19 protein-coding genes are annotated in these 17092 nt (G+C 46.4%); 11 read left to right on the top strand and 8 right to left on the bottom strand.

Features of this window, described 5'->3' with window-relative positions; all coding sequences use genetic code 11:
* Positions 1 to 17 precede the first annotated feature (17 nt).
* Positions 18 to 1112: a BMP family ABC transporter substrate-binding protein gene (locus B5D50_RS11855; RefSeq protein WP_078922852.1), complete on the top strand. Its 1095-nt coding sequence runs from the start codon at positions 18 to 20 to the stop codon at positions 1110 to 1112.
* Between the two features lie 57 nt (positions 1113 to 1169).
* On the opposite strand, the gene B5D50_RS11850 is transcribed toward B5D50_RS11855, so the two are convergent.
* Positions 1170 to 2636, bottom strand: a complete 1467-nt coding sequence (locus B5D50_RS11850) for a nucleobase:cation symporter-2 family protein (protein WP_078922851.1) — start codon at positions 2634 to 2636, stop codon at positions 1170 to 1172.
* A 202-nt stretch (positions 2637 to 2838) separates the two neighbouring features.
* Between B5D50_RS11850 and B5D50_RS11845 the strand changes: the two genes are divergently transcribed.
* The 9 genes from B5D50_RS11845 (at position 2839) to B5D50_RS11805 (ending at position 9605) form a co-directional block, all read left to right on the top strand.
* On the top strand, positions 2839 to 4026 hold the full coding sequence (locus B5D50_RS11845; RefSeq protein ID WP_078922850.1) for a urate hydroxylase PuuD: 1188 nt from the start codon (positions 2839 to 2841) through the stop codon (positions 4024 to 4026).
* Positions 4023 to 4724 carry a GntR family transcriptional regulator gene (locus tag B5D50_RS11840; RefSeq protein WP_159448626.1) on the top strand — a complete coding sequence of 234 codons (702 nt, stop codon included), beginning with the start codon at positions 4023 to 4025 and terminating at the stop codon, positions 4722 to 4724. The genes B5D50_RS11845 and B5D50_RS11840 overlap by 4 nt, the downstream gene beginning before the upstream one ends.
* A gap of 6 nt (positions 4725 to 4730) precedes the next feature.
* A complete protein-coding gene (gene puuE / locus B5D50_RS11835; protein WP_078922848.1) occupies positions 4731 to 5660 on the top strand; it encodes an allantoinase PuuE in 930 nt (309 codons plus the stop codon).
* Positions 5657 to 6166 carry a 2-oxo-4-hydroxy-4-carboxy-5-ureidoimidazoline decarboxylase gene (gene uraD, locus B5D50_RS11830; RefSeq protein ID WP_078922847.1) on the top strand — a complete coding sequence of 170 codons (510 nt, stop codon included), beginning with the start codon at positions 5657 to 5659 and terminating at the stop codon, positions 6164 to 6166. The genes puuE and uraD overlap by 4 nt, the downstream gene beginning before the upstream one ends.
* Before the next feature lie 13 nt (positions 6167 to 6179).
* A complete protein-coding gene (alc, locus tag B5D50_RS11825) occupies positions 6180 to 7175 on the top strand; it encodes an allantoicase (protein WP_078922846.1) in 996 nt (331 codons plus the stop codon).
* A 1-nt stretch (position 7176) separates the two neighbouring features.
* Positions 7177 to 7677, top strand: coding sequence for an ureidoglycolate lyase (locus B5D50_RS11820; RefSeq protein WP_078922845.1), 501 nt, complete (start codon positions 7177 to 7179; stop codon positions 7675 to 7677).
* A 38-nt stretch (positions 7678 to 7715) separates the two neighbouring features.
* Positions 7716 to 7952, top strand: a complete 237-nt coding sequence (locus B5D50_RS11815; RefSeq protein ID WP_078922844.1) for a galactosyldiacylglycerol synthase — start codon at positions 7716 to 7718, stop codon at positions 7950 to 7952.
* Positions 7953 to 8173: 221 nt separating this feature from the next.
* Positions 8174 to 9235: an RNA-guided endonuclease InsQ/TnpB family protein gene (locus B5D50_RS11810; RefSeq protein WP_078922893.1), complete on the top strand. Its 1062-nt coding sequence runs from the start codon at positions 8174 to 8176 to the stop codon at positions 9233 to 9235.
* Positions 9236 to 9245: 10 nt separating this feature from the next.
* Positions 9246 to 9605 (top strand): Uma2 family endonuclease, encoded by a 360-nt coding sequence (locus tag B5D50_RS11805; RefSeq protein ID WP_234975866.1) that lies wholly within the window; start codon positions 9246 to 9248, stop codon positions 9603 to 9605.
* Positions 9606 to 9617: 12 nt separating this feature from the next.
* Here the strand turns inward: B5D50_RS11805 and B5D50_RS11800 are convergent, their stop codons facing one another.
* Positions 9618 to 10205 (bottom strand): anthranilate synthase component II, encoded by a 588-nt coding sequence (locus tag B5D50_RS11800; protein ID WP_078922842.1) that lies wholly within the window; start codon positions 10203 to 10205, stop codon positions 9618 to 9620.
* 152 nt (positions 10206 to 10357) lie between these two features.
* Between B5D50_RS11800 and B5D50_RS11795 the strand changes: the two genes are divergently transcribed.
* Positions 10358 to 11938, top strand: a complete 1581-nt coding sequence (locus tag B5D50_RS11795) for a glycoside hydrolase family 5 protein (RefSeq protein ID WP_159448625.1) — start codon at positions 10358 to 10360, stop codon at positions 11936 to 11938.
* 19 nt (positions 11939 to 11957) lie between these two features.
* Here the strand turns inward: B5D50_RS11795 and trpE are convergent, their stop codons facing one another.
* The 6 genes from trpE to B5D50_RS11765 all read right to left on the bottom strand — a co-directional run bounded on the left by trpE (position 11958) and on the right by B5D50_RS11765 (position 17049).
* Positions 11958 to 13439 (bottom strand): anthranilate synthase component I, encoded by a 1482-nt coding sequence (trpE, locus tag B5D50_RS11790; protein WP_078922840.1) that lies wholly within the window; start codon positions 13437 to 13439, stop codon positions 11958 to 11960.
* A gap of 90 nt (positions 13440 to 13529) precedes the next feature.
* Entirely contained in the window at positions 13530 to 14210 is a 681-nt protein-coding gene (locus B5D50_RS11785) for a phosphoglycolate phosphatase (protein WP_078922839.1), read from the bottom strand.
* The gene (gene rpe, locus B5D50_RS11780) at positions 14210 to 14908 is read right to left on the bottom strand and encodes a ribulose-phosphate 3-epimerase (protein ID WP_078922838.1); all 699 of its coding nucleotides are present in this window, start codon (positions 14906 to 14908) and stop codon (positions 14210 to 14212) included. The genes B5D50_RS11785 and rpe overlap by 1 nt, the downstream gene beginning before the upstream one ends.
* Before the next feature lie 93 nt (positions 14909 to 15001).
* On the bottom strand, positions 15002 to 15655 hold the full coding sequence (locus B5D50_RS11775) for an outer membrane beta-barrel protein (RefSeq protein ID WP_078922837.1): 654 nt from the start codon (positions 15653 to 15655) through the stop codon (positions 15002 to 15004).
* A gap of 53 nt (positions 15656 to 15708) precedes the next feature.
* Positions 15709 to 16329, bottom strand: a complete 621-nt coding sequence (locus B5D50_RS11770; protein WP_078922836.1) for an outer membrane beta-barrel protein — start codon at positions 16327 to 16329, stop codon at positions 15709 to 15711.
* 135 nt (positions 16330 to 16464) lie between these two features.
* Positions 16465 to 17049 (bottom strand): outer membrane beta-barrel protein, encoded by a 585-nt coding sequence (locus B5D50_RS11765; protein ID WP_078922835.1) that lies wholly within the window; start codon positions 17047 to 17049, stop codon positions 16465 to 16467.
* Positions 17050 to 17092: the final 43 nt, after the last annotated feature.

Genomic DNA, 17092 nt, shown 5'->3' with positions numbered 1-17092 from the left:
TTGGGAGCGTTAATGGTATGAATAAAGCGGTATTTGCGCAGCGTTTTAAAGCGTTTGCGAGTAGTTTTCTATTAGCAAGCTGCGTGGTAACGGGGACTGCGATGGCGGAAGAACCCTTAAAGCTGGGTTTTATTTATGTTAGCCCGATTGGGGATGCGGGCTGGACTTATCAACATGATTTGGGCCGCAAAGCCATTGAAGAAAAGTTCGGCGATAAAATCCAAGTGAAATACGTGGAGAGTGTGCCTGAAGGAGCAGAAGCTGAGCGGGTTACTCGTGAAATGGCAGCGGGTGGGAATAAATTGATTTTCGGGACTTCTTTCGGTTTTATGAATCCGATGTTGAAAGTTGCCAAAACCTTTCCTGAGACCCATTTTGAGCATGCCACCGGTTATAAAACCGAAGCCAATTTAGGCAATTATAATGCGCGTTTTTATGAGGGGCGCTATTTGTCAGGGATCGTTGCAGGTTCGATGACTAAGAGCAATACCCTCGGTTATGTCGCCGCTTTCCCTATTCCTGAAGTAGTGATGGGGATCAATGCCTTTACGCGGGGTGCACAAACAGTCAATCCGAATATTGAGGTTAAAGTAGTTTGGGTAAACTCATGGTTTGACCCTGGTCGTGAGCGTGAAGCAGCCGTGGCGTTGATGGATCAAGGGGCTGATGTGGTGACACATCATACCGATTCGACAGCAGTCGTGGTGGCGGCCGAAGAGAAGGGTAAATATGCGATTGCGTATCACTCGGATATGTCGAAATATGGCCCCAAGGCACAATTAACCGCTGTCACGCACCACTGGGAAAAGTTTTATACTGATCAAGTGCAACAAGTCTTAGATAAAACTTGGAAGCCTACTTCGATTTGGGGCGGTGTCAAAGAGGGAATGATCAATTTAGCGCCCCTAAATGCCGCAGTACCTAAAGAGGTCGCGGATAAAGTGGAACAAGCTAAAGCCGCTCTTGCAGCAGGTAGCTTACATCCCTTTGCAGGCCCAGTAGTTGATCAAGACGGTAAAGAAACCGTCGCTGCGGGTAGTACAATCACGGATGAAGTTTTAGCAAAAATGGATTATTACGTGAAAGGCGTACAAGGTAAATTACCGAAATAGTTGAAGTTTAAACGGCAAGCTCTTAGCAGTTAAGAGCTTGCTAATTCGCCATTAGGCCTAGAGCGTTTCTGCTTGGCTACTTGCTTCAATATGGGCGCTGGTGTTTTGGTGTGTACCATTAAAGAATAAATTCAATAAAACAGCACTAAATGAAGTTAAAAGAATCCCCGATTCGATTAAGGGGTGAATGCTGTGTGGCAGCCATTGCTTAAAATTAGGTGCAACCAGTGGAATCATGCCAATACCAATTGAAATGGCGACGACTAGCGCATTATAGCGATTCGTTTTGAAGTCGACGCTGGCCAGAATCCGAATCCCCGTCGCGGCTACCATCCCAAACATAACTAAGCCTGCACCACCTAAGACCATCGTGGGTAAAGACTCCACTAAAGCCGCCATTTTAGGGATTAAACCGAGTGCAATTAAAATTAAGCCTCCGGCTACACAGACAAAACGGCTACGAATACCTGTGACTGCCACTAAACCGACGTTCTGCGAGAAACTGGTATAAGGAAAGGTATTGAAAATCCCACCGAGTAAAGTGCCAACCCCATCGGTTCTTAATCCACGAGTGAGTGCTGCTTGATCCACTTTTTTGCCCGTCATTTCACCTAAGGCTAAAAACATCCCCGTCGATTCAATCATCACTACGATCATAACTAGGGTCATGGTGAGAATTAACAGCGGATCAAAAATGGGCATACCAAACTGAAAGGGCGTGACTAAAGCAAACCACGGTGCATTCGCAACTTTATCAAAATGCATAATGCCTAAAGCCGCAGTGACAATACCCCCGAGGATAATGCCTAAGAGTACAGCGATATTAGAAAAAAAACCTTTTACAAATTTAGTAATTAAGAGAATGCTAATCAGTACGAAGGCTGCAATGCCAATATTTAATAAGGGAGCATAGAGTGGGTTGGGCAGAGATGGAGCGATATTTAAACCCGCTGGAGGTGCAGTGCCTGCAGCTTGAGTGGTGGCTAACCAAGCGCTGTGTTCAGGGTTGATAACTAAAGGTGCAGTGGGGCCTACTGGATTACCAAAAATCCAGTTGATACCAATCCGCATCAGGCTAATCCCAATGATAGTAATAATCGTGCCCGTGACCACCGGAGGGAAAAAGCGCAGCATACGGCTGACCAGTGGTGCAATAAGTATTGAAATGATGCCTGCACCAATCACTGCTCCAAAGATCTGTTGCGCACCTTCAAGGCCGGGTGTGGCTTTGGCAATGGCTAACATGGGGGCTACAGCGGCAAAGGTTACGCCCATCATCACCGGTAGGCGAATCCCTAGCCACGTGGTCGCTCCAAAAGATTGAATCAGCGTGACAACACCGCAGACAAATAAATCGGCTGAAATTAAGAGCGCAATTTGTTCGGGTGAGAGTTGTAGTGCTTTGCCGATAATGAGTGGCACGGCAATGGCCCCAGCATACATGACTAAGACATGCTGCAAGCCTAAAGTAGCCAGTCGGCTAATAGGCAGAATCTCGTCAACAGGATGAATAGACTCGGACATGATAATACCTTCTGTGGTGAGTAAGTAGAGGTAAGAGTGCAAGCCCCGTGCCCCCACTAACCGAACCGAGGCTTGGGGTGATTTGCACGGTTAGAGTATGCACTTTTATAATTTTGTATACAATTTTTAAAAAGATTGAGTACAAAAATAGAAGAAGGCGTGTTAAATTTAAGGCATCTGCCAGCACGACATGAGGTGAGTGATGGAAACAATTTTAGTAGAGTGGCTCAGTCTCGCAGTACGTTGGATACATATCATTACCGCTTTTGCTTGGATTGGCGCTTCGTTTTATTTTAATTGGCTGCTTAATCATTTACTCAAATCCGATGACCCTAAAGTGGCGGGTCAGCTTTGGGCTTTACATGCAGGTGGTTTTTTCAATGTTGAAAAGCGTAATATTGAGCCGGGGCGTTTACCTTCACCGCTGCATTGGTTTAAGTGGGAATCTTATTGGACTTGGTTGAGTGGTTTCAGTTTATTAGTCATTACTTATTATTTAAGCGCAGATGCTTATTTAATTGATCCAAGCGTGTTGGCCTTACAACCGTGGCAAGCGATTCTGATTAGCTTAGGGTTTTTAGTGGGGAGTTGGCTGGTGTATCACACCCTATGGAAAACTGAATTTGCCCGTCAAAATACGCCCTTAGCTATGCTGATCACGATTGCTTTTATTGTATTACTAGCGATAGCGCTGACGCATATCTTTAGTGGGCGAGGTGCTTTCTTGCAATTGGGTGCAATGTTAGCAACTTGGATGACGGCGAATGTATTTTTCGTGATCATGCCCGGTCAGCGCAAATTAGTCAAAGCCACGTTAGAAGGTCAGCCCCAAGATAAGCGTTTAAGCGCAGAGGCTGGTTGGCGTTCATTGCACAATAATTATCTGACGCTGCCAGTAATGTTTTGCATGATCAGCAATCACTACCCCGCTAGTTTCGGTAGCACTTGGAATGGGTTAGTGTTGATGGGCTTATTTGTGGTTGGGGTCTTAGTCCGCCATTATTTTAATGCCCGTACTAAAGTCGGTAATTGGAAGCCTTTATGGTTATTAATCCTTGCGTTCATTATTTTTGTGGGGACAGCTATTTTTGCAAGCTATCCGCAAATCAAGCTAAGCTTGGAAAAAGCTTCAGCCATTAGCTATGACCAAGTGCAAGCCATTTTGGTGCAGCGTTGTGTGGCTTGCCATGCTGCTCAGACTACGCATCCGGCTTTTCCAGTAGCACAAAAAGGTGTGCTGTTAGAAACCGAAGACCAAGTACGTAAACAAGCCGCGTTGATTGCGGTACAAGTAGCTTCCAAAGCGATGCCTTTAGGGAATCTGACACAAATGACGGATGAGGAGCGCCGCTTAATCGTGAAATGGGTACAACAAGTACAACAGCCATGATCCAGCTAGCAGATGACTTAGATCGTGATCAACCTACTCGTGATGAGGTCATTTATGAGCGCGTATTTGATGCGATTCTTGAACAGCGCTTAGCGCCCGGGACTCGCTTATCAGAAGATAAATTAGGCCAAGTATTTGGCGTGAGCCGCACGATTATCCGTAAGGTTTTGCAACGCTTAGAACATGAAGGTGTGGTGGAGATTCATCGCAATCGCGGGGCGAGTGTAGCGAATACGACAGCGGAGCAAGCTCGCCAAGTCTTAGTTGCACGCCAAGCGATTGAGCGAGCGATTGTGCTGAGTGCTTGTGAGCATATTCAGGTTGAGGATCTGCAGCGGCTGCAGTTGCTGATTCAAGCAGAGCAAGCGGCGATTCAAGCACAGGATCGTGGGCGTGCCTTACGTTTGTCTGGTGAGTTGCATCTACAGCTGGCTGAAGCCTGCGGTAATGAGTTTCTAGCTAACTTTGCCCGGATGATGGTATCGCGTTGCTCGCTGATTATTGCTCAATACGAAACCCATGCGCATCCATTATGTTCAACGGATGAACATGCCGCGATTCTTAAAGCGATTGCTGAAAAAGATAGCGAATTAGCGGTAGGCCTCATGCATGAGCATATTCAACATATTGAAGCTAAGTTGGTACTGAGTGAGCCGTCCGCTAATCAGGACTTAGCTGCTATTTTTGCAGAGGACTAAAGAAACATGACTGCAAGCTCATTTTATCCGCGTGATTTAATCGGTTATGCCAACCAACTACCGCAAGCGAATTGGCCGGGGGGAGCACGCATTGCAGTGCAATTTGTCTTGAATTATGAAGAGGGTGGTGAGAATTGCGTGCTCCACGGTGATCCGGCCTCGGAAACTTTTCTCTCGGAGATTATTGGCGCACGAGCCTATGAGGGGGTGCGCCACCCGAGTATGGAATCAATTTATGAATATGGCAGTCGAGCAGGGTTTTGGCGGATTTATAAACTCTTTCACGAGCGCCACATTCCGATCACCATCTTTGGAGTAGCAATGGCTTTGGAGCGCAATCCATTGGCGGTCGAGGCGATGCTGGAAGCTGGTTTTGAAATTTGTAGTCATGGTTGGCGCTGGATTGATTATCAATTCATGGATAAAGAGCTAGAGCGCGAACACATGCAACGAGCGATTGAGATTATCCAAGGCCTGACCGGGGAACGGCCTAAAGGCTGGTATACAGGGCGTAATAGCCCCAATACCCGTGAGTTGCTGATTGAGCAAGGTGGCTTTGTCTATGATTCAGATGATTATAGCGATGACCTGCCCTTTTGGGTGAGGGTGCAAGGTCAAGATCATCTTGTCGTCCCCTACACCTTAGATACCAATGATATGCGCTTTGCCAGCTTTCAGGGATTTAATAGTGGTGAGCAATATTTTCACTACCTCAAAGATGCCTTTGATGTGCTGTATGCGGAAGGTCTAACGACACCGAAAATGCTGTCGATTGGTCTGCACTGTCGAATTGTAGGGCGGCCTGCACGGTTTGCGGCTTTGCAGCGTTTTGTTGATTATGTTCAGCAGCATGAAGATGTCTGGTTATGTCGGCGGATTGATCTTGCCGAGCATTGGCGGAGGCAGCACCCTGCACCTAGTGGAGATCCTGCATGAAAAAAACACTGATAGAATTAAATGCACTCAGCCAAGCTGAGTTTGTTCAGCTGCTTGGTGGGGTTTATGAGCATTCACCGTGGGTGGCGGAACGGAGTTGGGCGGCAAGACCGTTTGCGGATCATGAAAGCTTATTAACGGCCTTGCGCCAAACCCTAGACCAAGCCAAACCCGCTGAGCAATTGGCTCTGATTCGAGCGCATCCTGATTTAGCGGGTAAAGCGGCGTTAGCAGGTGAACTGACCACAGCCTCCACCCGTGAGCAGGCAAGTGCTGGCTTAGACCACTGTTCGCCTGAAGAGCTAAGCCGCTTTCATGAGTTGAATGCTGCGTATCAAGCGCGCTTTGGGTTTCCGTTTATTATGGCGGTGAAGAATGCGACGCGGCAGCAGATTTTGGCAGGTTTTGAAACTCGCCTTGAGCACTCAATTGAGCAAGAGTTTACGACCGCTTTAGCGCAGATCAACCGGATTGCCGCGTTTCGTGTGCAGGATTTAATTCATTAGGAGCAGGATCAGTATGAGCACTCTATTAGAACAGTTACAAGCTGAGTCGATCGACCTTGCCCAACCTCGGTTAGGTGGCCAAGCTATTGCCGCCACGGATGAGTTTTTTGCTCCTCTAGAACGGATGCTCAATCCAGAGCCAGCGGTCTTTATTCCGGGCAAGTATGATGACAATGGCAAATGGATGGATGGCTGGGAAACCCGCCGCAAGCGTGGCAACGGTTATGATCATGCCGTGATTCGAATTTGCTCGGGTGTGATTCAGGGCTTTGATATTGATACCTCGCATTTTACGGGGAATTATGCACCCTCTGCCAGCATTGAAGCTTGCTATAGCCCCACACCACCGGATGAACATACTGCTTGGACACAGATTCTTAGTGCTCAGGCTTTGCAGGGGAATAGCCATAATGCGTTTAGGATTAGTTCAGGCGAGACTTGGAATTATCTACGTTTGAATATTTATCCTGATGGGGGGGTGGCGCGTTTGCGTGTTTATGGTCAGGTGAGTCGAGATTTATCAACTATAAACCAAGGTGAAGAGCTCGATTTAGCAGCCTTGCTGAATGGAGGGCGGGCTTTGTGCGCGAGCGATATGCATTACGGGCATATCAGCAATCTGCTGGCACCGGGGCGCGGTGTGAATATGGGCGATGGTTGGGAAACCCGCCGCCGTCGTGAGCCGGGATTTGATTGGGCGATTATTCGCTTGGCAGGTGTGGGTGAGATTTCACGGCTTGTCTTGGATACAGCGCATTTTAAGGGCAATTATCCGTATGAATGTTCGGTATATGGCACGTTGTATACCGGAGGCAATGAAGCCAGTATTGCCGCGCAAAGTTTATATTGGCAGGAGTTATTGCCTCCACAAAAAATGGCGGCGGATACCGAATTTAGTTTTGTCGATGAGTTGAAAAAGATCGGTGCGGTTTCGCATCTGCGCCTGAATATCTACCCTGATGGCGGCGTGAGTCGATTGCGTGCTTTTGGGCAATTAAAGGCTGAATAGAATGACGATTATTTTAAAACCTGAACCCCTTACGGCTGAAGCCTTTGCCCCGTTTGGGGAGGTGATCGAAACAACTGGGCGCGAATTTTATCAAATTAATTATGGTAAAACCGAGCGCTATAGCGATTTAGCCGACTTGGATACTTTGCAACAAGGTGGCAAACCGACCGTGAGTATCTTTCGCTCACAGCCCGTCCAATTTCCTTTTCGCATTGAAGTGATGGAGCGCCATCCGCAAAGCAGCCAAGCCTTTATTTCTTTAGAGCGCCAAGCCTTTTTCACGCTGGTCGCGCCTGCTGGAGAGCAGCCATTGGTGGAGCAAATCCGTTTGTTTAGAGTGGGTGCACAGCAAGGGATTAATTATCGGCGCGGGGTCTGGCATCATTATTTATTTAGTCCAGCAGGGGTGAGGGATTTTATTTGCCTCGATCGCACCGGTGGCACCGGTAGTAATTGTGATGAATACCATTTTACTCAGGACATTATTATCGAAGGCTGCTAATCTCAAACTTCGTAACGTCTTAACTCAGGAGCAGTGTAATGATCGTCTTAACTAATAAAGATACTGGCATTGAGCTAGGCAAGATCACCGAAGCACAACTTCAGTTTTTAGTGGATCAACTTGAGGAAGAAAGCCCAACGGATACCGATTATTGGTTGAACCGTGCTGAGCTAGAGATTCTCAAGGAAAATGGCGCTGATCCTGAGCTGCTCGCTTTGTTGGAGCAAGGTATGGGGGAAGCCGAGGATATGGAAGTGAGTTGGGCGCGGCGTTAGGCCAAGGTGGGGACTGTAAAAACCTAGTATGCTGCCTTTAGCTCGGTGCAAGTTTTGCTTGCCATCTAGGTAAAAATCGCCAATAGTCAAATCATCCCCTGATGAGTGGCGCATTGCCTTATCAGTTGCGCTGTAAAACCCCTTGCTTTAGCTGGGGGATATAAGGCGCATCGGTGTTAGCCGATCTATTCATTGGGCGTTGGATTTGCTATAATAAGCCTATGAAAACCTTGAAGTTACGGATTAAGGACAAGCATACTCAGACGCTAAACCACTTAGCGACTGAAGTGAATTTCGTCTGGAACTACGTGAACGACTTGTGTTTTACCCACCTAAAAAGAACAGGTCAATTTTTCTCGGCTTATGACGTAGCACGCTATACAGCCGGTGCATCCAAAGAATTAAACCTACATAGCCAAACGATTCAAGCGGTGACGGAAGAACTGATGACCCGCCGTAAGCAATTCAAGAAAGCTAAGCTGAATTGGCGGGTGTCTAATAAACAATCATCCCGTCGTTCTCTAGGTTGGATACCGTTTAAAAAATCAGCCGTGAGATATGGCAACGGTTTTGTTCAATACGCCAAAACCGCGTTCAAACTCTGGGACAGCTACGGCTTAGATCAATATCACGTTAAGACGGGCTGTTTTGTCGAGGATGCCAGAGGTCGCTGGTATGTCTGCTTAGTGGTAGATAATGCCCCTAAGCTGGAATCGAAAGGTACTGAATCCATCAGTGTTGATCTAGGCTTGAAAGACCTCGCTACCTTGTCCAACGGTCAAAAACTTAAATCTTCTAAGTACTATCGGCGCGATGAACAGAAGCTGGGTATTGCGCAGCGTGCTAGAAAGAAAAAGCGTGTGAGAGCGATTCACGCCAAGATTAAAAATACTCGACAGAATCAGCTTCACCAATTTTCCACTGAATTAGTCAAAGCCTACGCTGCAATTGTCGTAGGCGATGTCAGTTCAAAGGCCTTAGCCAAAACGAAACTAGCCAAATCCGTCTTAGATGCGGGTTGGTCAAGTTTTAAAACCCTACTCTGTTACAAATGCGAGAACGCAGGGGTATGGTTTGAAGAAGTATCTGAACGATACACCACCCAAACTTGCTCGTGTTGCGGAAATACTTCCGCAAACAGTCCGAAAGGTAGAGCAGGACTTGGAATAAGAGAATGGACTTGCCCTGAGTGTGGGGCTGTGCATGATAGAGATATCAATGCAGCACGGAACATTCTCGCGCTCGGACATGAGCGTCTGGCAGCAGGAATCCTCGCCATTTAGGGCAAGGAGGATGTCAACACGCTTACTTGGCAATAAGCACCTTTCTGGGCAGGTGATCGCTGAATGTTCCATCCAAACTCCAGAAGGGACGAAGGTCGCTGATGTGGCTTGGGCCTCAGAGGCTTTTATACAGGAATGGGGAACAGTCACTCCCTTCCCGCGTGCGCCTGAGCTAGGTGTTGAAATTGTCTCTCCCTCTAATTCCCGTGAGGAAATGCAGATTAAAACCCAGCTGTATCTAGAGGCAGGTGCTCAAGAAGTATGGATTGTGTATATCGACACGCGGCTGGAAATTTTTACAGCAGCAGGGCGCATGGAAAGCACCCAGTTCTCGGCAGGGATAAAAGAGCAGCTATTTAACCGTAGCTAAGCCAGAGGGTCGCTATCGCCCCTCTAAAAAATTCTGCAGCATCGCATGTCCATGTTCCGTCAAAATTGACTCAGGATGAAATTGCACACCCTCGACAGGCAAAGTTTTGTGGCGCACGCCCATAATTTCATCCAGTTCACCGTCGGCAGTTTCAGTCCACGCGGTGATTTCTAAACAATCCGGTAGGCTGGCTTGCTCGATCACTAACGAATGATAGCGAGTGGCTTCAAAGGGGCTGGGCAGATCAGTGAAGACACCAATGCCTTTATGATGAATCATCGAGGTTTTGCCATGCATGATTGCTTTGGCACGCACGACTTTGCCCCCAAAGGCCTGACCAATCGACTGATGCCCTAAGCACACGCCCAAGATTGGCCATTTACCTGCATAGTGTTCTAAGGTAGGCACAGAAATACCTGCTTCAGTCGGTGTACAAGGACCTGGTGATAAAACGATTTTTTCGGGGGCGATGGTAGCAATCGCAGTGACCGGAATCTCGTCATTGCGTACAACTTGAACATCCGCGCCTAATTCCCCTAGATATTGAACTAGGTTATAGGTAAACGAGTCATAATTGTCGATCATTAGTATCTTTTGCATCGCGATCTTCAGTTAGAATTTCAAAGCTAAAGAGTATCCTAATCTAAACGGAATCGCACTTTTATCTAGGCTTTCGCCTGTGCTGCAAACTTAGGCAGACAGTGAAAGCTTCTCATTTTGCTAACGGCGAGGTTGATATGCAGGGTAAGTTAATGACTACGTGTTTGAAGGTTTTGGCCTTAAGTCTAGCGATAGGCTTAAGTGCAGCAGTCGGCGCGGTAGAAGCCGCTGTCAAAGCTGAGGGTTCGGGCTTAAAGGTCGTTGGCAATAAGATCGTTGATGCTCAGGGGCAGACACTGGTTTTAAAAGGTGTGAACATGCATACCTATTATTATCAGTATGCTTGGGACAAAACCGCTCCCCTCAAATATGCCACAGAAGCTGATATTAAATACCTCAAATCCTTAGGCGTGAACAGCATTCGCTTGGGTTTACATTGGCAATATTTCCGAACTCAATTAGGTTATCAACTGATTGATAACTATGTGCGCTGGTGTGAAAACGCGGGGATTTATTTAATTCTAGATATGCATGTCGCGCTACCCGATTCGACGGCCGGACAAGGGAAAATTTGGAATAGTCCTGTTGCTCAGCAGAAGTTTATTAAGCTTTGGAAGAACATCGCAACGCGCTATGCAGATAAAAAAATCATTGCAGGTTATGATATTTTTAATGAACCTGCACCTAGCGAGGCTAAAAAATGGTGGGATTTAGCGGCTGCTACACTGAGTGCAATTCGACAGGTGGACCCTGGGCATATCATTTTTATTCAAGCGCCTTTGGGGAGTGATACTCGCTTTCAGCGCATGAACGATACAAATGTGGTTTATTCTTTTCACAACTATAAGCCATTTGTGGTGAGCTATTCTGGTTATGCAGGGGCTTATGATTCTAAAATCCCCAGTAACTCTTATCCCGGCTTAGTCTTAAACGACGTGTATATGGCAGGTTGGGCGAAGGGGAAAAATGTGGTGAGTAAAATCAGCGAATGGACACAGCTAGATAGTGGCGAGATTACCGTGCCTGCTGGCGTTGAATTTGCTGCGTTAAGATTAGGTGCGGCGGGGCGCATTGGTGAGGTTTGGTTTGATGATTTTTCCATTACGCATAATGGCGTGAAATTCAATATGTCGAATCCAAGCCTAGAGCAAGCATCCGTGGTGAATGCTCAATTGCCAGCGAGTTGGCGCTTCAGTGGCTCAGGTGATTTTAGCGGAACTTGGGATCGCACGGTGAATCGGCCAGCCACTTCTGCGAATGGTATCGCTAGCTTAAAAATTAGCGGTAACTCAGGTGGGGGGAGTTGGAGTCAAGTGAATCAGTTTTATACTGAGCCTTTAGTGAAGATAAAAGCTGGCGACAAAATCCGTTTCCAAACTTGGGTATATGCACCCGAAATGGAGCACGGGGAATTTGGAATCCGCTTTGATTATTATAATGGTAGCCGAGAGTATTATGATAAGGCACGTTTAGCAAAGGATTTGCAGCCCTATCTGACTTGGGCGAGCACGAATAATCTGCCTTTATATGTCGGCGAGTTTGGGGCTTTATCCACAGCACCGGGGGCTTCACGTTATAATTTAGTACGTGACACCATGAGCGTAATGAATGCAGCCGGTTTGAGTTGGTCATTATGGTCTTATAGAGACCTCGGCCAACCTTATTTCGGTCTCTATTTAGATCAAAAGCTGGATAAGCGCTTAGCCACTGAGCTAAAAAAAGGCTTAGAATAAGCTGGCTTGATCAGGATACTTATTGATGTTTGCCGTCTAAGCCCGATAAAGCAGCACTCGCTGCCCGAAAAACGGCTCGACCTTTGTTCATGGTTTCATCCCACTCCATTAGTGGGATGGAGTCATAGACAACGCCAGCCCCCGCTTGAATATGCAAGGTATTATCTTTCAAAATCGCTGTGCGAATGGCAATGGCCGTATCCATATTGCCGCTCCAGGATAAATAACCGACTGCGCCGGAATAGATACCGCGTTTGACAGGTTCTAATTCATCAATGATTTCCATCGCACGAATTTTAGGAGCACCGCTGACTGTGCCAGCGGGGAAAGTTGCTCGTAGCACATCCATCGCAGTTAAATTAGGCAATAGTTTACCTGTGACATTCGAGACGATGTGCATTACATGCGAATAACGCTCGACAATCATTTTTTCAGTCAAATTCACTGAGCCAATTTCACTCACCCGTCCAGCATCATTGCGCCCTAAATCAATCAGCATTAAATGCTCAGCGAGTTCTTTGGGGTCATGTAATAATTCTTGTTCGAGTTCCTGATCACGTTGTTCAGTATCACCTCGTCGGCGCGTACCGGCGATAGGGCGAACGGTCAGGGTGTCGTCTTCTAAACGCACCAAAATTTCAGGCGAAGATCCCACAATATGAAATTCGTCTAAATTTAAGAAATACATATAAGGCGAAGGATTCAAGCGGCGCAGAGCGCGATAGAGATCTAAAGGGGGAGCCGTAAATGGAATGCTCATGCGTTGCGAAAGCACCACTTGCATAATATCCCCTGCCTTGATGTATTCCTTGGCAGTGAGAACTGCATCCTTAAAGCCTTGTTCGGTGAAGCCAGAAATAAAATCACTTTCTTCCACTTGGCGAGTTGCAGCAGCGGCACGATATAAGCGCCGAGCTGTTTGTAATTGCACCTCTAAACTATCGAGTTTTTTTTGCGCTAGTTGATAACCATCCGCTTCGGCATGCACGATTAAATGCAATTCACCGCGCAGACTATCAAAGACCACCACTTCATCCGACACCATCAATAGAATATCCGGTGTGCCAATGGGGTCGGGTTTGTCTTTGCCTTGAGCGAGTTTCTTTTCAATATAACGAATGGTTTCATAACCGAAATAGCCGACTAAACCACCCGTAAAACGTGGTAAGGCCTGTAAATCGGGGACTTTAAACTGTGCTTGAAACTCACTAATCCAAGCTAAAGGATCAGCGACCTCAAAGCGTTCAATGGCTTGATTAGCCCGATGGATTTCAACTGCTAAGCCATATACTTTAATGATGGTTTTAGCTGGTAAACCCAGCATAGAATAGCGACCCCATTTCTCTCCACCTTGCACGGATTCGAATAGATAGGAATAGGGGGCATCTGCAAGCTTTAGATAGGCGCTCAACGGCGTGTCAAGATCAGCCAAAATAGTACGACTGATCGGAACACGGTTAAAACCTTGGGTAAAATAACTAGCGAATGTATCTTGATTCATGACAAGTTCCAAACAAAAGGATGAAAAAAGGGTCGAGTCTAAGTAGAACTCAAGGACGCCATCGCCATAGCTTGTTTGGAAACATAAACATTATGCACACTGAATGAGAGTAGTTAATTCTTGGAAGGAGTCTATCACTGCATCTGGATGATAGTCACGTATATCTTCACCATGATTGTAACCATAACTCACCGTAATGATTTTAAAGCCCGCTGCTCGGGCTGCTTTCACATCGGATTTTGAATCACCTAACATTAATGAATCAGTCGGCTCGACGCCGAGTTGCTCGGCGGCATATAGCAGTGGCAGCGGATGAGGTTTTTTCTCCGACAAGGTGTCACCGCTTACAATCAGAGCAAAACGCTCAAAAATTCCTAAATCACGCAGCAGCTTATGGGTGAATTGGGCTGCTTTGTTAGTCACACAAGCGACTTTAAGCGCTTTGCAGCTTTGCAAAAAATCTAAACCCTCCACAACGCCGGGGTAGAGACGACTGCGTTGTGAGGTGTTTTCAGCATAAATCGCCATAAAAATGGCTAAGGCTTGTTCAAATGCAGCAGGATCAGCAGGCTGATCTAAGGTATTGGTTAAGGCCCGTTCGACTAAAGTCTGTACACCATTACCAACCCAAGTCCGCACAGCGGCTTCACCCCGTAGGGGCAAACCGAGAGCCAGCATGGTTTGATCCACTGAATAGCTGAGATCTGGAACGCTATCGACAAGCGTTCCGTCTAAATCAATTAAGACAAGTTTGGGTTGAAATTGAGCCATTAAACCTTCGCTTCTGCTAGTTGGGCACGGAATTGGGTCAGTATGCTGTTATAATGCTGAGGATCATTCAGATTAGCCGCCCCAAAGATTGCAGAGCCTGCGACAAAGGTATCTGCCCCCGCTTCTTTAATTTCACGAATATTGCTGGCCTTTACGCCGCCGTCGATTTCTAACCGAATATCGAAGCCGGAGGCATCAATCAGTTTGCGTGCTTCGCGTAATTTAGTCAGGGCAGAGGGAATAAAACTTTGTCCTCCAAACCCCGGATTCACCGACATGATCAGAATCATATCAATCTTATCCATGACATATTCGAGGATACTTAAAGGGGTGGCAGGATTGAAAACTAAGCCCGCCTTACAACCTTCAGCGCGAATCAATTGCAAGCTGCGGTCAATGTGCTCAGAAGCTTCTGGGTGGAAGGTGATATAAGTTGCCCCTGCTTTAGCAAAGTCGGGAATGATCCGATCCACAGGTTTTACCATTAAATGCACATCAATAGGGGCAGTCACACCATGTTTGCGTAAGGCTTCACATACTAACGGGCCAATGGTGAGATTGGGTACATAGTGATTATCCATCACATCAAAATGCACGATGTCTGCACCGGAGGCTAATACCCGATCTACCTCTTCGCCTAAGCGGGCGAAATCTGCAGAAAGAATCGACGGTGCAATAAAATCCGATTGTCTAGACATGAAGGTCTTCCTCAAGGCAAGGCTGAAATAATCACACTCTAACCTATCATTTAGAAATGTGCAGCCTTACTCTTGAGGTAGATGGTGGTGGTTTTAAAGGGTTGAATACATAAAACCTAGGCTGTAGTTATCTGCATCTGTTTCATGGTCAGACCCAGAACCGGTATTAAATACATGCTCCCATTCGCCGCGTAGATGGAGGTTTGGATTCAATTGATATTGTGCGCCTAGCCCGACTAACGGCGAAATCCCTTGATCAGTGCTGTGTTTACTGTTGGTACTAAGGGTTTCTTGGGTCGTGCGTTCCCAAAACATCGCGCCCCCTTTACCCATCAGTTCTAGATTAGGTACTACATTGATCGGTAAATAGGCAACACCGCTGAGTTGATACCCTGCAAGCTCATTGCTAACTTGTGCTGTTTGGGTTGCAATCACGCCCTTTTTCTCGGCTGTACCCAATTGGGCATAAGCAAGTTCAGCTCCAAACATTGGATTCAGGCGTGCTCCCCCGAAGACCTTCCAGCTCATTGCACCGTCTTCACAGCTACCTTCAAAAAATGGCAGATTGCAAGTATTGCCTTGCATGGCATAGCCTGCACTGGCACCCGCATACATTTTTAAGCCATTATTAAAACTAAAATTGGAATTGGCAGGTGCAGTATTAAAGCCAAACAGTCCCTCGGCCTGTACGGTTTCTGCAGCGCTAAATAAGCCTAGTACTAGGCTTAAGATCATGAGTTTTTTCATCAATAACCCCCGGTATTTTTCTTCTTGTAAAGCACTAGCTCAGTTATATAGTTTTATAAGGTTGAAAAAGTCACGCCTAAAGTGAATAAATCCACATCTGTTTCGAATTCAGTATCAGCCGCGCCTGCACTAAAGGCACGCTCCCATTCACCGCGTAGATGCATATTTTGTCCGACTCGATATTGTGCACCCACGCCGAGCAACGGGCTGATACCGGTTTCACTTTGAGAAGAGCGTTCTTCAATGAGGGGGATTTCTTTACTACTGTCTTGTGACCAACTGATGGCGCCAAGCTTACCCATCAGTTCTAAGTTAGGCGCTACTGGTAGATAGCCTAAGCCTGCTGCATAGAAAGCGCTGGTATCACTCTTTAAATTGGTGCTTAAGCGACCTTCTAATGCGGTGCTTTCTACCTCACCTAATTTCATATAACCAAACTCAGCTCCGAATAGGCGATTGAGTTTGACACCGCCATAGAGTTTGCCGGCGGCGGTTGTACCTTCCTCAAATTCACCTTGATTAGCTAAACCTAAACTGGCACCGCCATAGAAGTGTGTAGGTTGGGCAATGCCCCAGTTTTGTTTTTGGTAACTCCCTCCGGCTTCTAGGTTAGCTGAAATAACTAAACCCAAGCCCAATAGCATAGAAGCAGCGATTGCTGACTTTGTGAACATGATCAAACCCCTAAATTTTAGTTTATTATTTTTATTCTTAATATTTTTTATTGCTTATTTCTTACTTATTTCTTACTTATTTTCTTACTTGCTTTCTGACTGAATCTAATTTTATTAAAGCTAATTTGATGAAATCTATAAAGAAGAGAAAGTAACACCCACGGACAATAAATCGAGTGCTTGTTTAGCTGCACTGCCCTGTGAACGTTGATAGCGCTCCCATTCAGCCCGTACACCCATATTATTACCTAGATTATAATTTGCCCCGACACCTAATAAGATGTCACTGCCGTCAGTGGCTTGAGTACCTGCAGTGGATTTTTGTTCACTCTCCCACCACCACATACCGGCTTTGCCAAACAGTTCAATTTGCGCATTGAGTGGATAAGTCACAACGCCAGCGGTGCTATAGCCTTTAGCATTCGAGCTGATTTTTGTACTACCGTCGAGGCCTTGTTGCTCACCGAATTTCACATAGGCCGCTTCAATGAAGATTTTATCGGACATCCTTACCCCAGAATAAGCTTTCCAGGTGTTGCTGGTTTCGCCGCAATTATTTAAGCCAGTACAAAATTCAGAGGAGGCTGTACCTAGGCTCGCTCCAAGATAATTAGTTGCAGGTGTGGTGTTAGTGGGCATATCGTCATCAGCTTGCACTGATTGAAAACAGCATAGACACCCAGCCAACACCAAAACTCGCCACAAAAGTGTGTGGTTCATGTTGCCCCTTAATTTTTATTTTTGATTATTTTTATTTGGGTTC

This window comes from Thiothrix eikelboomii (assembly GCF_900167255.1).
GTDB classification, from domain to species: domain Bacteria; phylum Pseudomonadota; class Gammaproteobacteria; order Thiotrichales; family Thiotrichaceae; genus Thiolinea; species Thiolinea eikelboomii.
The sequence above is the reverse complement of the archived record's forward strand: the minus strand, read 5'-3'. Positions and strand labels throughout refer to the sequence as shown.

What these genes read in the sequence shown, in the direction of transcription:
- B5D50_RS11855 (WP_078922852.1), top strand. Translation starts at nt 18, where the DNA reads ATGAATAAAGCGGTATTTGCGCAGCGTTTTAAAGCGTTTGCGAGTAGT.
- B5D50_RS11850 (WP_078922851.1), bottom strand. Translation starts at nt 2,636, where the DNA reads ATGTCCGAGTCTATTCATCCTGTTGACGAGATTCTGCCTATTAGCCGA.
- B5D50_RS11845 (WP_078922850.1), top strand. Translation starts at nt 2,839, where the DNA reads ATGGAAACAATTTTAGTAGAGTGGCTCAGTCTCGCAGTACGTTGGATA.
- B5D50_RS11840 (WP_159448626.1), top strand. Translation starts at nt 4,023, where the DNA reads ATGATCCAGCTAGCAGATGACTTAGATCGTGATCAACCTACTCGTGAT.
- puuE (WP_078922848.1), top strand. Translation starts at nt 4,731, where the DNA reads ATGACTGCAAGCTCATTTTATCCGCGTGATTTAATCGGTTATGCCAAC.
- uraD (WP_078922847.1), top strand. Translation starts at nt 5,657, where the DNA reads ATGAAAAAAACACTGATAGAATTAAATGCACTCAGCCAAGCTGAGTTT.
- alc (WP_078922846.1), top strand. Translation starts at nt 6,180, where the DNA reads ATGAGCACTCTATTAGAACAGTTACAAGCTGAGTCGATCGACCTTGCC.
- B5D50_RS11820 (WP_078922845.1), top strand. Translation starts at nt 7,177, where the DNA reads ATGACGATTATTTTAAAACCTGAACCCCTTACGGCTGAAGCCTTTGCC.
- B5D50_RS11815 (WP_078922844.1), top strand. Translation starts at nt 7,716, where the DNA reads ATGATCGTCTTAACTAATAAAGATACTGGCATTGAGCTAGGCAAGATC.
- B5D50_RS11810 (WP_078922893.1), top strand. Translation starts at nt 8,174, where the DNA reads ATGAAAACCTTGAAGTTACGGATTAAGGACAAGCATACTCAGACGCTA.
- B5D50_RS11805 (WP_234975866.1), top strand. Translation starts at nt 9,246, where the DNA reads ATGTCAACACGCTTACTTGGCAATAAGCACCTTTCTGGGCAGGTGATC.
- B5D50_RS11800 (WP_078922842.1), bottom strand. Translation starts at nt 10,205, where the DNA reads ATGCAAAAGATACTAATGATCGACAATTATGACTCGTTTACCTATAAC.
- B5D50_RS11795 (WP_159448625.1), top strand. Translation starts at nt 10,358, where the DNA reads ATGACTACGTGTTTGAAGGTTTTGGCCTTAAGTCTAGCGATAGGCTTA.
- trpE (WP_078922840.1), bottom strand. Translation starts at nt 13,439, where the DNA reads ATGAATCAAGATACATTCGCTAGTTATTTTACCCAAGGTTTTAACCGT.
- B5D50_RS11785 (WP_078922839.1), bottom strand. Translation starts at nt 14,210, where the DNA reads ATGGCTCAATTTCAACCCAAACTTGTCTTAATTGATTTAGACGGAACG.
- rpe (WP_078922838.1), bottom strand. Translation starts at nt 14,908, where the DNA reads ATGTCTAGACAATCGGATTTTATTGCACCGTCGATTCTTTCTGCAGAT.
- B5D50_RS11775 (WP_078922837.1), bottom strand. Translation starts at nt 15,655, where the DNA reads ATGAAAAAACTCATGATCTTAAGCCTAGTACTAGGCTTATTTAGCGCT.
- B5D50_RS11770 (WP_078922836.1), bottom strand. Translation starts at nt 16,329, where the DNA reads ATGTTCACAAAGTCAGCAATCGCTGCTTCTATGCTATTGGGCTTGGGT.
- B5D50_RS11765 (WP_078922835.1), bottom strand. Translation starts at nt 17,049, where the DNA reads ATGAACCACACACTTTTGTGGCGAGTTTTGGTGTTGGCTGGGTGTCTA.